At 68.4% G+C, this 12,607-nt stretch carries 12 protein-coding genes; 8 read left to right on the forward strand and 4 right to left on the reverse strand.

The genetic code is table 11. The features are described 5' to 3' along the window. Window positions 1–52: 52 nt before the first annotated feature. The 7 genes from B5X82_RS03860 to B5X82_RS03890 are packed head-to-tail and all read left to right on the forward strand — an operon-like array spanning window position 53 to window position 5,857. Window positions 53–1,543: a 2-hydroxymuconic semialdehyde dehydrogenase gene (locus B5X82_RS03860; RefSeq protein ID WP_079647309.1), complete on the forward strand. Its 1,491-nt coding sequence runs from the start codon at window positions 53–55 to the stop codon at window positions 1,541–1,543. Next, window positions 1,540–2,331, forward strand: a complete 792-nt coding sequence (locus B5X82_RS03865; RefSeq protein ID WP_079646741.1) for a 2-keto-4-pentenoate hydratase — start codon at window positions 1,540–1,542, stop codon at window positions 2,329–2,331. The genes B5X82_RS03860 and B5X82_RS03865 overlap by 4 nt, the downstream gene beginning before the upstream one ends. Then, window positions 2,328–3,101 carry a 2-keto-4-pentenoate hydratase gene (locus B5X82_RS03870; protein WP_079646743.1) on the forward strand — a complete coding sequence of 258 codons (774 nt, stop codon included), beginning with the start codon at window positions 2,328–2,330 and terminating at the stop codon, window positions 3,099–3,101. The genes B5X82_RS03865 and B5X82_RS03870 overlap by 4 nt, the downstream gene beginning before the upstream one ends. Then, window positions 3,098–3,523 carry a RidA family protein gene (locus B5X82_RS03875; protein ID WP_079646744.1) on the forward strand — a complete coding sequence of 142 codons (426 nt, stop codon included), beginning with the start codon at window positions 3,098–3,100 and terminating at the stop codon, window positions 3,521–3,523. Before B5X82_RS03870 ends, B5X82_RS03875 begins: the two co-directional genes overlap by 4 nt. Then, window positions 3,520–4,071: a 3-hydroxyanthranilate 3,4-dioxygenase gene (locus B5X82_RS03880; protein WP_079646745.1), complete on the forward strand. Its 552-nt coding sequence runs from the start codon at window positions 3,520–3,522 to the stop codon at window positions 4,069–4,071. Before B5X82_RS03875 ends, B5X82_RS03880 begins: the two co-directional genes overlap by 4 nt. Beyond that, window positions 4,071–5,099, forward strand: coding sequence for an amidohydrolase family protein (locus B5X82_RS03885; protein ID WP_079646746.1), 1,029 nt, complete (start codon window positions 4,071–4,073; stop codon window positions 5,097–5,099). The genes B5X82_RS03880 and B5X82_RS03885 overlap by 1 nt, the downstream gene beginning before the upstream one ends. A gap of 32 nt (window positions 5,100–5,131) precedes the next feature. After that, on the forward strand, window positions 5,132–5,857 hold the full coding sequence (locus B5X82_RS03890; RefSeq protein ID WP_079646747.1) for a 2OG-Fe dioxygenase family protein: 726 nt from the start codon (window positions 5,132–5,134) through the stop codon (window positions 5,855–5,857). A 165-nt stretch (window positions 5,858–6,022) separates the two neighbouring features. On the opposite strand, the gene B5X82_RS03895 is transcribed toward B5X82_RS03890, so the two are convergent. The 4 genes from B5X82_RS03895 to B5X82_RS03910 form a co-directional block, all read right to left on the reverse strand. After that, the gene (locus tag B5X82_RS03895) at window positions 6,023–7,774 is read right to left on the reverse strand and encodes an FAD-dependent monooxygenase (RefSeq protein ID WP_079646748.1); all 1,752 of its coding nucleotides are present in this window, start codon (window positions 7,772–7,774) and stop codon (window positions 6,023–6,025) included. Window positions 7,775–7,826: 52 nt separating this feature from the next. Next, window positions 7,827–9,932, reverse strand: coding sequence for a RelA/SpoT family protein (locus tag B5X82_RS03900; RefSeq protein ID WP_079646749.1), 2,106 nt, complete (start codon window positions 9,930–9,932; stop codon window positions 7,827–7,829). Between the two features lie 165 nt (window positions 9,933–10,097). Then, a complete protein-coding gene (rpoZ, locus tag B5X82_RS03905) occupies window positions 10,098–10,439 on the reverse strand; it encodes a DNA-directed RNA polymerase subunit omega (RefSeq protein ID WP_012049713.1) in 342 nt (113 codons plus the stop codon). Window positions 10,440–10,537: 98 nt separating this feature from the next. Then, complete coding sequence (locus B5X82_RS03910; protein WP_079646751.1) at window positions 10,538–11,161, reverse strand: class I SAM-dependent methyltransferase; 624 nt, start codon at window positions 11,159–11,161, stop codon at window positions 10,538–10,540. 388 nt (window positions 11,162–11,549) lie between these two features. Here B5X82_RS03910 and B5X82_RS03915 point away from each other — a divergent pair, with 388 nt between their 5' ends. Beyond that, a complete protein-coding gene (locus B5X82_RS03915) occupies window positions 11,550–12,425 on the forward strand; it encodes a LysR substrate-binding domain-containing protein (RefSeq protein ID WP_079646752.1) in 876 nt (291 codons plus the stop codon). Window positions 12,426–12,607 lie beyond the last annotated feature (182 nt).

Here is a 12,607-nt window from a genome sequence, read left to right on the forward strand (position 1 = left end):
CGGCAAGAATTATATCAATAGTCTGATTTCTGGCCGATCCTATAGTCGGGCCATGGAGACGAGACTCAAGGCCATCCTCGGCACCCGGCCGCCGCGCAGCCTGTCCTGCTACGTCAACGGTGCCTGGCGTTCGGGCGTATCGCGTTTCGCCAAATATTCCCCGATCGACGGATCGCGGATCGCCGAGGTCGAGGAGGCGGGCGCCGCGCTCGTCGACGAGGCCGTCGCGGCGGCGCGAGCGGCCGCGCCGGGCTGGCGCGAGACGCCGCTGTCGACGCGCCGCCGGCTGCTGCACCGCATCGCCGACGAGATCGAGCGCCGCTTCGACGCGTTCGTCGAGGCCGAGATTCTCGACACCGGGCGGCCCGAGAGCCAGGCGCGCACCCTCGATATCCCGCGCGGCGCGGCCAATTTCCGCACCTTCGCCGATCTCGTCGGCGCGGACTCGGGCGAGTTCTTCGAGACCGAGACCCCCGACGGCGCCGGCGCGATCAACTATACGATCCGCAAGCCGCACGGCGTGGTGGCGATCGTCTCGCCTTGGAACCTGCCCTTCCTGCTGCTGACCTGGAAGATCGCGCCGGCGCTGGCGCTGGGCAATTGCGTAGTCGCAAAACCATCGGAGGAGACGCCCGCCACCGCGACGCTGCTGGCCGAGGTGATGCATGCGGTCGGCCTTCCCGAAGGCGTGTTCAACCTGGTCCATGGCCATGGGCCCGAGGCTACCGGCGAATTCCTGACGCGCCATCCCGGCGTCGACGCGATCACCTTCACCGGCGAGACGCGGACCGGGGCGGCGATCATGCGCGCCGCCGCCGAGGGCGTGCGGCCGATCTCGTTCGAGCTGGGCGGCAAGAATGCTGCGATCGTGTTCGCCGACTGCGACCTCGAAAAGACGCTCGACGGCGTCGCGCGCTCGACCTTCCTCAACTGCGGGCAGGTCTGCCTGTGCACCGAGCGGGTCTATGTCGAGCGGCCGATCTTCGACCGGTTCGTGCAGGGCCTCAAGGAACGGGCCGAACGGCTGGCGTCGGGGATGCCCGACGATCCGGCGACCACGCTGGGGCCGCTGATCTCGCGCGAGCATCGCGACAAGGTGCTGTCCTATTATGCGCTGGCGCGCGACGAGGGGGCGATCGTCGTGACCGGCGGCGGGGTGCCGTCGCTGGGGGACGCGCTCGACGGCGGCTGCTGGGTCGAGCCGACGATCCTGACCGGCTTGCCGCAGACGGCCCGGCTGCTCCAGGAAGAGGTGTTCGGGCCGGTCGCCCATGTCGCCCCGTTCGACATCGAGGAGGAGGCGATCATGCTCGCCAACGACACGCGCTATGGACTGGCGGCGGCGATCTGGACCGAGAATCTCTCGCGCGGGCATCGCGTCGCCCGCGCGATGGAAACGGGCATCGCCTGGGTCAACAGCTGGTTCCTGCGCGACCTGCGCACGCCGTTCGGCGGCGTCCGCCTGTCCGGCCTCGGCCGCGAAGGGGGCGCGCATTCGCTCGCCTTCTACGGCGAGCCGATGAACATCTGCGTGAAGCTGTGAACGCGCCCGTCGAACAGGTGGCCGCGCTGCTGCGCGACGCCGCGGCGAGCGGCCGCCCTTGCCCGCCGGTCCGGGACCGGATCGCCGACGCCGATATCGCCACCGCTTATGCGATCCAGAAGCGCAACGTGGAGATCGCGACCGCCTCGGGCGGGCGGATCGTCGGCCGCAAGATCGGGCTGACCAGCCCGGCTGTGCAGAAGCAGCTCGGGGTCGACCAGCCCGATTTCGGAACGCTGCTCGCCGCCATGGCGATCCCCGACGGGGCCGAGATCCCGGCCGGCATGGTCCTCCAACCGCGCGTCGAGGCGGAGATCGCCTTCGTCCTCGACCGCGACGTCACGGAAACCGGGCTGACCGTCGCCGACATCGTCCGCTCGATCGCCTTCGCGCTGCCGGCGATCGAGGTGGTGGGAAGCCGCATCGCCGACTGGGACATCGGCATTCTCGACACGATCGCCGACAATGCGTCGGCCGGGGCGTTCGTGCTGGGCGGGTCGCCGCGCCCGCTGCGCGACCTCGACCTGCGCTGCTGCGGGATGCGGCTCGACCATCGCGGCGAGCCGGTCTCGACCGGGGCCGGCGCGGCCTGCCTCGGCAACCCGCTCAACGCCGTGCTGTGGCTGGCGGAGACGATGGCGCGGCAGGGCGAGGGGCTGCGCGCTGGCGATGTCGTGCTGTCGGGCGCGCTGGGCCCGATGGTCGCGGCGACGCCGGGCGAGGTCTATGAGGCACGGATATCCGGGCTCGGATCGGTCCGCGCCGTTTTCGGGGAGGCAAGGGCATGACCGGCATCGACCGCGCGGCGCTGCTTGAACGAGCGAGGCTCGACCGGCAGGCGGTCCCCCAGTTCGATCCCGGCATCGACATCGACGAGGCCTATCGGGTGCAGACGCGGCTGGTGGAGCACCGGCTGGCCGGGGGCGACCGCGTGATCGGCATGAAGATGGGCTTCACCAGCCGGGCCAAGATGGCCCAGATGGGCGTCTCCGACATGATCTGGGGACGGCTGACCCGCGGCATGCAGGTCGACGACGGCGACCGGCTCGACGCCTCGCGCTTCATCCACCCGCGCGCCGAGCCCGAGATCGCCTTCCTGCTGCACAAGCCGCTGGCCGGCCGGGTGACCGCGATCGAAGCGCTCAATGCGGTGGCGGCGGTCGCGCCGGCGATCGAGATCATCGACAGCCGCTTCCGCAGCTTCCGCTTCTCCCTGACCGACGTGGTCGCCGACAACTGCTCGAGCGCGGCCTATGTGATCGGGCCCTGGGCGTCGCCGTCGATCGACCTGTCCAACCTGGGGATGATCTTCAGCGTCGACGGGCGCCCGTGCCATTGCGCGTCGAGCGCGGCGCTGCTCGGCCATCCGGTGCGGTCGCTGGTCGCGGCGGCGCGGCTGGTCGAAAGCCATGGCGCGCTCGGCGGGGAGCTCGCCGCCGGGTCGGTCGTCCTCGCCGGGGCGGCGACGGCGGCGGTGGCGCTTGCCCCCGGCCAGGACATCTCGCTCGAAGTGGAACGGCTCGGCATGGTCTCGTTCAGCGTCGGGGGCGGGGCATGAGCGGGCTGGTCGCCGGCGCCGCGCGGCCACGCGGCCGCTTCCCGCATTTCCGCCGTGCGGGCGACTTCGTGTTCGTGTCCGGGACGAGCAGTCGCCGGCCCGACAACAGCTTCGCGGGCGCGGAGGCCGACGCGATGGGGGTGACGCGGGTCGACATCGTCGAGCAGACCCGCGCGGTGATCCTCAACATCGAGCGGATCTTGCAGGAGGCCGGCGGAACGCTGGCCGACATCGTCGATATCACCACCTTCCTCGTCAACATGCATGATTTCGGCGGGTACAACGCCGTCTATGGCGAATATTTCTCGGAGAACGGGCCGACCCGGACCACCGTCGCGGTGCATCAGCTGCCCCATCCGCTGCTGCTGATCGAGATGAAGGCGGTTGCCCATATTCCGAACCATCGGGGAACCAGGACATGAACGAAAAAGCGGTCGCGCCCTTCCGGCTGGACCAGTGGATCGCCGACAACCGGCATCTGCTCCAGCCGCCCGTGTCGAACAAGCTGCTGTTCGAGGACAAGTCCGGGATGATCGTCCAGATCATAGGCGGCGGCAACCGGCGGACCGACTTCCACGACGATCCCGTCCAGGAATTCTTCTACCAGCTCAAGGGCGACATGATCCTCAAGGTCCATGAGGACGGTGCGGTGCGCGACATCCGGATCGGCGAGGGCGAGGTCTACCTGCTGCCGCCGCACATCCCCCATTCGCCGCAGCGGCCCGACCCGGACTCGATCGGGCTGGTGCTGGAGGGCGAGCGGCGGCCCGGCATGCTCGACGGCTTCGTCTGGTATTGCTTCGGCTGCGGCGCGCAGGTCGACCGGGTCGAGGTCGCGCTGCAGGATATCGTCGCGGACCTGCCGCCGCTGTTCGACGCCTTCTACGCCAGCGAGGAGCGGCGCACCTGCCGCGCCTGCGGCGAGGTGCATCCCGGCAAGGCGCCGCCGGCCGGCTGGGTGACGCTCTGATGGCGCCGCCGCGGCTGATCGACATCCATTCGCATTTCTTCCCGCATAGCTGGCCCGACCTGTCGGCGCGCTTCGGCGGGGAATGGCCGTGGATGCGGCATGAGGGTGACCGGCGGGCGACGGTGATGATCGGCGATCGCCCGTTCCGGCCGGTCTACGACGCCTGCTGGGACATGGCGGTCCGGCTGGAGGAGATGGACCGCCACGGCGTCGACCACCAGATCATGTGCGCGACGCCGGTGCTGTTCGCCTATGACCGTCCGGTCGACCAGGCGGCCGAGGTCGCGCGCATCTTCAACGACGCCGCGATCGAGCTGCGCGAGCAGGGCCGGGGGCGGATCGACGTGCTCTGCCAGGTGCCGCTCCAGGACAGCGACGCCGCCTGCCGCGAGCTGGAGCGGGCGATGGCCGCCGGCCATGTCGGCGTGCAGATCGGCAACCATGTCGGCGACCGCGACCTCGATGATGAGGGCATCCTCGTCTTCCTGCAGCATTGCGCGAGCCTCGGTGCCGCGGTGCTGGTCCATCCCTGGGACATGATCGGCACCGGTTCGCCGCGGATGCGCGACTATATGCTGCCGTGGCTCGTCGGGATGCCGGCGGAGACCCAGCTCTCGATCCTGCGCCTGATCCTGTCGGGGGCGTTCGAGCGGCTGCCGGGGGATCTGAAGCTCTGCTTCGCGCATGGCGGGGGGAGCTTCCCCTATCTGCTCGGCCGGGCCGAGAATGCGTGGCATGAGCGCGACATCGTCCGCAAGGACTGCCCGCACCCGCCTTCGCATTATCTCGATCGCTTCCATGTCGATGCGGCGGTGTTCGACGCGGGCGCGCTGAAGCTGCTGGTCGAGGTGATGGGCGAGGACAGGGTGCTGTTCGGCACCGACTATCCCTTCCCGCTCGGCGAGAAGGAGATGGGCGCGCTGGTGCTCGGGTCGGCCCTCGACGAGGCCGTCAAGGCGAAGATCCTCGCCGGCAATGCGAGCCGCTTCTTCGGGCTGGAGCAGCGGCGCGTCCTGGTCGGGGCCTAGGCGGAGGGGAGCAATCGGCGCATAGGGGGCGCATGCAGCCCCAGACCGACGCCCCGCCCGCCTTCGACCCGACCTCGCTTCGCCGCGACGGCTTCGCGATCATCGAGGCGGCGGAGATGCGGGCGCTGCTGCTCGAAGCGGCGGTCGCCGATTTCGCCGGCTTCGCGCGGAGCTGGGAACGGCTCGGCGACGATCGCTTCATGGCAGACGGGGGGCGCTACCGGCGGCGGCGGCACGCGGTCTTCGCGGTCGGGCGGGAGGTCGTGCGCAAGCCGCATCAACCGCATTACCAGAGCCGCGACTACAACATGCTCAACGGCGGCATCGAACGCTGGTTCGAGCCGGTCGAGCCGGACATCGCCGCCGGCCCGGCCCTGCAAGGCGTGATCGGCTTCGCCGACCGGGTCTTCACCGGCCTCTCGGCCCGACCCGAAACCGGCTGGCACGTCGAGGTCCACCAGTTCCGGATCGAGGCCGCCGCCGACATGGCCGGCCTGCCGACGCCGGAAGGGCTTCACCGCGACGGGGTCGACTGGGTGCTGGTGATGCTGGTCGCGCGCCACAACGTCGAGGAGGGCGTGACCAAGATCCACGGGCCCGACCGGCGCGAGATCGGCTCCTTCTGTCTCGCGGAGCCATTCGATGCGGTGTTGATCGACGATCACCGCATCTACCATGCGGTGACCCCGATCGTGCCGATCGATTCCGGCCGGCCCGCCTATCGCGACGTGCTGGTCGTCACTTTCCGGGCGGCGTAGCGCATCGAGCGTTATATCCGACGCAGCCACGTCCGCTCACCCTGAGGAGGCATCGAACGTAGTCGAAATGCCGTCTCGAAGGGCTTCCGGCGCTCGAAAGTCCTTCGACATGGGCCTTCGCCAAGCTCAGTCCCTGCTCAGGATGAGCGGGTCAGATATAATGCTCTATGCTCTAGCGATCAGGTCGAGCACGCGCTCGGGATCGGCGGCGTCGTTGCACAGCAGCAGGCAGAGCTGTGCGAGCGTGTCGGCCGCCTCGTCGCCGCCATCGGGCAGGCTGGCGGCGATCGCCGCGTACATCCGTTCGAGCGGCGTGTCGTTGCGCACGACCGGCGGCGCCCCGGCGGTGTCGCGCGGCGTCCGCCCGGTCGCGACGTCCATCGCCGCCGCGATCGCGGCCGGATCGGCCGAGGTGAGCCGGGCGGCGACATGCTCGTCGGGGCGCACCAGATAGACCGGATGGCGATCGGCGGCGAAGGCCCGCGCGAGGGCGTCGTCGCCACGGATCGCCACGACGGCGAGGTCGTCGGTCGGGGCGGGCGCGGCGCTGGTGGGCAGATGGTCGGCGAACAGCAGCAGGGTGAAGCGGGTCGCGGCGAGCGTGTCATGAAGGTGGACGTCGCGGCCGTCGATCCGGACCGGCAGGTTGGGCAGGACCGCGCCGGGGCGGACCCCCGCGGGGTCGTCGTCGACCGCGATCACCGGCGAGGCGTCGTAGACATGGGCGGTCGACTGGCGCGGGTTGAGCAGCTCGCTCGCCCAGCGATGCCGGCCCGACAGCGACAGTACCGCGTCGCGCATCCGCTGGAAGCCCTCGCTCGGCGGCGACATGAACCAGGTGCTCTTGGTCGCGGCGGCCAGATTCTCGCGGGTCGCGCGCACTCGCTCCGCCGAATAGCTGTCGAGCAGCGCGGGCGGCGCGGCGCCGGCGGCGACCAGCGCCAGCTTCCAGGCGAGGTTGTGGGCGTCGTCGATCCCGGAATTGAGGCCGCGCACGCCGAAGATCGGCACGAGATGCGCGGCGTCGCCGGCCAGCATCACCCGGCCGTGGCGGTAGCTGTCGAGGGTCAGCGCATGGGCGCGGTAGATGCTCTTCCAGACCAGCGTCCAGCCCGCGGTCACCCCCATCATGTCGAGCTGTGCCTGGAGCAGCGGCAGCAGGCGTTCCTCCTCCAGCATCTCGTCGCCATCCTCGTCGCGGAGCTGGATGTCGATGCGCCAGATGCCGTCGGGCTGGACGTGGAGGATGACGGTCGATCCCGGATTGGACGGTGGATCGAACCAGACGTGGCGCTCGACCGGCCGCTCGACCCCGGCGACCTCGATGTCGGCGATCAGGTAGCGGCCTTCGTAGGAGTCGCCCTGGAGCTTGAGGCCCAGCGCCTGGCGGACCACCGATCGCGCGCCGTCGGCGGCGACCACCCAGCCGGCCTTCACCCGCCGGACGCCCTCGGGCCCCTCGACCTCGACCATGACATGGTCGGGGCCGGGCTCGACCGCGCGGACGAGATGGTTCCAGCGCACGACGCCGGGGCCGGCGGCGCGCTCGGCCGCGTCGAGCAGGAACTGCTCGCTATAATATTGCTGGAGGTTGATGAACGGCGCGTGCCGGTCCTCGGGCGCGAACGGCATCTCCAGCTCGAAGGCGAGGCGGTCGCGGTAGAAGGTCTTGCCGCGCGACCAGGGCAGCCCCTTGGCGGCGAAGGCCGGGCCGGCGCCGATCCGGTCGAAGATCTCCTGGCTGCGGCGCGACAGGCAGATCGCGCGGCTGCTCCAGCTGATCTCGCCTTTGCCGTCGATCACCACCGGCCGCCGCCCGTGCCGGGCCAGGTCAGCCGCCAGCGCCAGGCCGACCGGCCCGGCACCTACGATCAGGATGTCGGCCTCGTCGCCGGCCTCGTGCAGGATATCGCTCATGGCCGACGTCCCTACGACAGCCATGACGCCAAGCCAATCCGCTGGCGAGGGTTCAGCCCGCCGGGGTCCGTTCCGCCTGCGACACGGCGTCGGCGGCGCGCAGCGCGGCGATGATCTTCATCAGGTGCTGGACGTCGTGGACCTCGATCGTCACGTCATAGGTGTGGAACGCCGCATCGCGGTGCGACAGCGACAGGTTGACGATGTTGGCGTGGTGCGCGCCGAGGATGCCCGACATGATGCCGAGTGCGCCCGGCTCGTTCTTGACGATCACGGTCAGCCGCGCGGTGCCGCCGTCCGATCCGTCGCCCCAGGCAAGGTCGACCCAGTCGGCGTCCTGCTGCTCGGCCAGCTTGCTGCAGTCGATCGTGTGGACCTCGACCGGATGGTCGGGCCGGCGCACGCCGATGATGCGGTCGCCCGGCACCGGGTTGCAGCATTCGGCGAGCTGGAAGGCGACGCCGGGGGTCAGTCCCTTCATCGAGATCGCCTCGCGCTGGCCGGTCTCGCGCCGCTTGACGCCGGCCTTCTCGGCGCTGCCCGGCATCAGTGCGTCCATCACCGTCGCGTCGTCGATCAGCTTGCGCGCGATCGACTCCATCAGCGCCTCCTCGTCGGGAAGCTTGAGCCGCTTGAGCGCCTCGGGCAGCGCCTCGGGGCCGAGCGGGGCAGGGATGCGGCGGATGATCTCGTCGTAGAATTTACGGCCGAGCGCGATCGTCTCCTCGCGCTCCTTGTGGCGGACGAAGCGGCGGATCGCGGCGCGCGCCTTGCCGGTGAAGGCGAAGGTCAGCCATTCGACCTGCGGCTCCTGCGCCTTCGACCGGAGGATCTGCACCTGGTCGCCATTCTCGATCAGGGTGCGCAGCGGCACCACCCGGCCGTTGATCTTGGCCCCGACCGTGGTGTCGCCGACGTCGGTGTGGACGGCATAGGCGAAGTCGATCGCGGTCGATCCCTTGGGGAGCTGGATCAATTCGCCGGTCGGGCTGAAGGCGAAGATCCGGTCCTGATACATCGCCATCCGGGTATGCTCGAGCAGCTCTTCCGGATTGTCGGCATGTTCGAGGATGTCGACGAGGTCGCGGATCCAGCTATGGTTGCCCTGCTCGCCGGCCGGCTTGCCCTGCTTGTACGCCCAGTGCGCGGCCAAGCCATATTCGGCCTCGGCGTGCATCTCCTCGGTGCGGATCTGCACCTCGATGCGCATCTTCTCCGAATGGATGATCGAGGTGTGGAGCGAGCGGTAGCCGTTGCGCTTCGGGGTCGAGATATAGTCCTTGAAGCGGCCTGGCACCATCGGCCAGCGGCGGTGGAGCACGCCCAGCGCCTTGTAGCATTCGTCGATGTCGGCGACGATCACCCGGAACGCCATCACGTCGGAGAGCTGCTCGAAGCTGATGTGCCGCTCGGCCATCTTCTTCCAGATCGAATAGGGGTGCTTCTCGCGCCCCTGGATCTCGGCCTGGATGCCGGCGCGGCCGAGCTGGAGCCTGAGGCCCGAGCTGATCCGCGAGATCAGGTCGCCGCCGCCCTCGTTGAGCTGCTTGAGCCGCTTGGTGATCGACGCATAGGCGTCGGGCTCGAGCTGCTGGAAGGCGAGCGTCTGCATCTCGCGCATGAACTCGTACATGCCGATCCGCTCGGCGAGCGGGGCGTAGATGTCCATCGTCTCGCGCGCGATGCGGCGACGCTTCTGCTCCGACGGGATATGGTGGAGCGTGCGCATGTTGTGGAGCCGGTCGGCCAGCTTGACAAGCAGCACGCGGATATCGCTCGACATGGCGAGCAGGAATTTGCGCAGATTCTCGGCGGCGCGTTCATTCTCGGTCTGCGCCTCGATCTTCGACAGCTTGGTGACGCCGTCGACCAGCCGCGCGACCGAGGGGCCGAAGCTCTTCTCGATCTGTTCGGGGGTGGCGACCGTGTCCTCGATCGTGTCGTGGAGGATCGCGGTAGCGATCGTCTCGTCGTCGAGCCGCAGGTCGGTCAGGATGCCCGCCACCTCGATCGGGTGGCTGAAATAGGGATCGCCGCTGGCGCGCTTCTGGCTGCCGTGCGCCTGCATCGAAAACACATAGGCGCGGTTGAGCAGGGCCTCATCCGCGTCCGGATCGTAGCTCAACACCCGATCGACGAGTTCATATTGTCTCAGCACGCTATCATGATGGGGTTTCGGCCCACGCCGATGCAACTGGCAAAAGCGGAAAATTGTGGCCGTTCAGCCACAAAATGGGACCTAAATGCATCAGACAGCAAACGACCCGCCGGCCGGGGGCTGGCGGGTCGTCACGAAAGGTCCGTCGCTGGACGACGAAGCGGCTTATTCGTAGTCGCCGCCGATATTCTGGTTGCGCGGCGGAGCGGCGGCGGTGAGGCGCAGCGCCTCGGCCGACGCGGCCAGCGAGCCGATCTCGTCCGGCGCATCGTCGTCGTCGACGCGCACGCGCTGCAGGGTCGAGACGACCGCCTCGTGCAGTTCCTCCGGCGTAACGGTCTGCTCGGCGATCTCGCGCAGGGCGACGACCGGGTTCTTGTCGCGGTCGCGATCGATCGTCAGTTCGGCCCCGCCCGAGATCTGGCGCGCCCGCTGGGCGGCCATCAGCACCAGGTCGAACCGGTTGGAAATCTTGTCGACGCAATCCTCGACGGTGACGCGCGCCATGAAACGCTCCGCTGTAACTGGGAAATCGGAAAGAGGGCGCGGCTATCAGGCCGGGGCCCGAATGTAAAGGAAAATGGGCATGCGCGCCCGGAAAGCGCCTATTCCGCGGCGGCCTTATGCGCCCAGAACAGGCCGCAGGGGGGTATGTTCCACCATTCGAGGTCACGGTCGATCGACTCGAACAGAGGTTCGAGCAGCGACAGCACATAGGCCGAATATTGATAGACCAGGAACGAGCCGCCCGGCGCCAGCACCCGGTGGGTCGCCTCGGCGATCGCCGGTCCCACGCCGCCGGGAAGGGTCGAGAAGGGCAGGCCCGACAGGACATAGTCGGCCTTCTCGAAGCCGTGCGCGGCGACGATCTCGTTGACGTCGGCGGCCGATCCGTGGACCGCGACGAAGCGGCTGTCGGAGAATTTGCGGCGCAGGAAGTCGATGAAGACCGGATTGGTGTCGATCACCAGCAGGGTCGCGTCGGCGGGCAGCCGCTCGAGGATGGTTCCGCAGAAGGTGCCGACCCCGGGGCCATATTCGACGAACAGCCTCGTGCGGTTCCAGTCGACCGGCGCCAGCATCGCATCGATCGTCCGCCGCGACGACGGGATGATCGAGCCGATCATCACCGGATGGCGCAGGAATTCCCGGAAGAACAGGGCGAAAGGGTTGATCGAGGCGGATGACCTGCTGGCGTCAACGCTGCTGCCAAGCGCCTGATCTGCCATCAAACTCACCCATAGCTGGCCCGGACGGGCTGTGATCCTCTACATCCTCGTTCGCAAATGCCGCCACCAAAGGCAAGCGTCGGCCGTTACGGATACGACAGGACGATCCCTCAACCGCCCGAACCGCCGCCCGGTTGCGTGGCGGACGAAAAAAAAGGCCGATCCCTGGGGACCGGCCGTAAAGTTTTTAGGAGAGGATGCCTGAAAGGCCCGTTCTTTTTGCGCTGCGGCATCAATTTTAGCAAATGCGCAGTTGGTTCGGATGATTGCAACATTTGCAACCTTGAAATCCCAATAATCCGTCGTTTATAAGAAGGACGGCGCGGGTTTCGAAAGGGCGATGCTTCATTTTGCATTGCAACGTGAATCCGCCTGGATGGAGGCATGCATGCGAAGACTGCCCCCACTGACCGCGATCGAGGCCTTCGTCCAGGTTGCCCGGCTCGGCTCGGTCAAGGCCGCCGCCGAGGAGCTGGCATTGTCCTCCCCGGCACTCAGTCGGCGCGTGCAGGCGCTCGAACGCTTCATGGGCCGCAACCTGTTCGAGCGGCGCCACCAGGCGATGATCCTGTCGACCGAAGGGGAGAAGCTGCTGTCGCGGATCGCACCGGCGCTCGACCAGCTCACCCTGGCGATCGATGCGACCTCGGGCGAAAGCGAGCTGCTGCGGCTGCGGCTGGGGGTGATGCCGCTATTCGCCTCGCAACGGCTGATGGGCCGGTTGCCCGAGCTGCGCGAACGCCATCCCGAACTGCACATCGACATCGATACCGCCAGCCATGCTCTCGCCCGACTCGGCGAAGGGGTCGACGCGGCGATCGTGCTGGCGCGCGACATCGATTCCAGCCTCTATTCGCGGCGAATCGACCGCGACACCGCGGTCGCGATCGTCAACCGGTCGCTGCTGACCGGCCGCTATCCAGTCAGCAAGCTGGACGATATCGGCCGGCTGACGATTTTCCTCCATCGCGACATGCCCGAATTGTTCAACATGTGGCGCGAAGCGCTCGGCCGGCCAGATATCGAGCCGGCGGCGGTTGATCTGTTCGACTCGGGGCAGCTCATGCTCGATGCGGCAGCGCAGGGGCTGGGAGTGGCGTTCATGCTCAAGAGCCATCTCGACGACGCGCATGACGACCGCCTGGCCAGCCTGTTCGACGACAGCGTCGAAAGCCCCTACGGCTATTGGTTCGCCTGCCGCCGTCCGGCGCTGTCGACCCGCGCGGTGCGGTTGTTCCACGACTGGCTGTTCGCGGGGGCGTGACGGTGGCTGCCCTCCCTGTCAGGGAGGGGATGGGGGTGGATCGCGAGCGGAGCGAGCGTCCTCGGTCGTTCCGTGAAACTCCACCAAGGGGCGTCGAGCCCCTTGGTTCCGTCATCCACCCCTGGCCCCTCCCTTGCAGGGAGGGGGATTCCCAAGGTCAAAGAAAAAGGCGGGAGCGTCGC

The sequence above is a fragment of the Rhizorhabdus histidinilytica genome (assembly GCF_900167915.1).
GTDB classification, from domain to species: Bacteria; Pseudomonadota; Alphaproteobacteria; order Sphingomonadales; family Sphingomonadaceae; genus Rhizorhabdus; species Rhizorhabdus histidinilytica.

Coding starts and splice junctions, on each gene's coding strand:
- B5X82_RS03860 (WP_079647309.1), top strand. CDS start 53: ATGGAGACGAGACTCAAGGCCATCCTCGGCACCCGGCCGCCGCGCAGC.
- B5X82_RS03870 (WP_079646743.1), top strand. CDS start 2,328: ATGACCGGCATCGACCGCGCGGCGCTGCTTGAACGAGCGAGGCTCGAC.
- B5X82_RS03875 (WP_079646744.1), top strand. CDS start 3,098: ATGAGCGGGCTGGTCGCCGGCGCCGCGCGGCCACGCGGCCGCTTCCCG.
- B5X82_RS03880 (WP_079646745.1), top strand. CDS start 3,520: ATGAACGAAAAAGCGGTCGCGCCCTTCCGGCTGGACCAGTGGATCGCC.
- B5X82_RS03885 (WP_079646746.1), top strand. CDS start 4,071: ATGGCGCCGCCGCGGCTGATCGACATCCATTCGCATTTCTTCCCGCAT.
- B5X82_RS03890 (WP_079646747.1), top strand. CDS start 5,132: ATGCAGCCCCAGACCGACGCCCCGCCCGCCTTCGACCCGACCTCGCTT.
- B5X82_RS03895 (WP_079646748.1), bottom strand. CDS start 7,774: ATGAGCGATATCCTGCACGAGGCCGGCGACGAGGCCGACATCCTGATC.
- rpoZ (WP_012049713.1), bottom strand. CDS start 10,439: ATGGCGCGCGTCACCGTCGAGGATTGCGTCGACAAGATTTCCAACCGG.
- B5X82_RS03910 (WP_079646751.1), bottom strand. CDS start 11,161: ATGGCAGATCAGGCGCTTGGCAGCAGCGTTGACGCCAGCAGGTCATCC.
- B5X82_RS03915 (WP_079646752.1), top strand. CDS start 11,550: ATGCGAAGACTGCCCCCACTGACCGCGATCGAGGCCTTCGTCCAGGTT.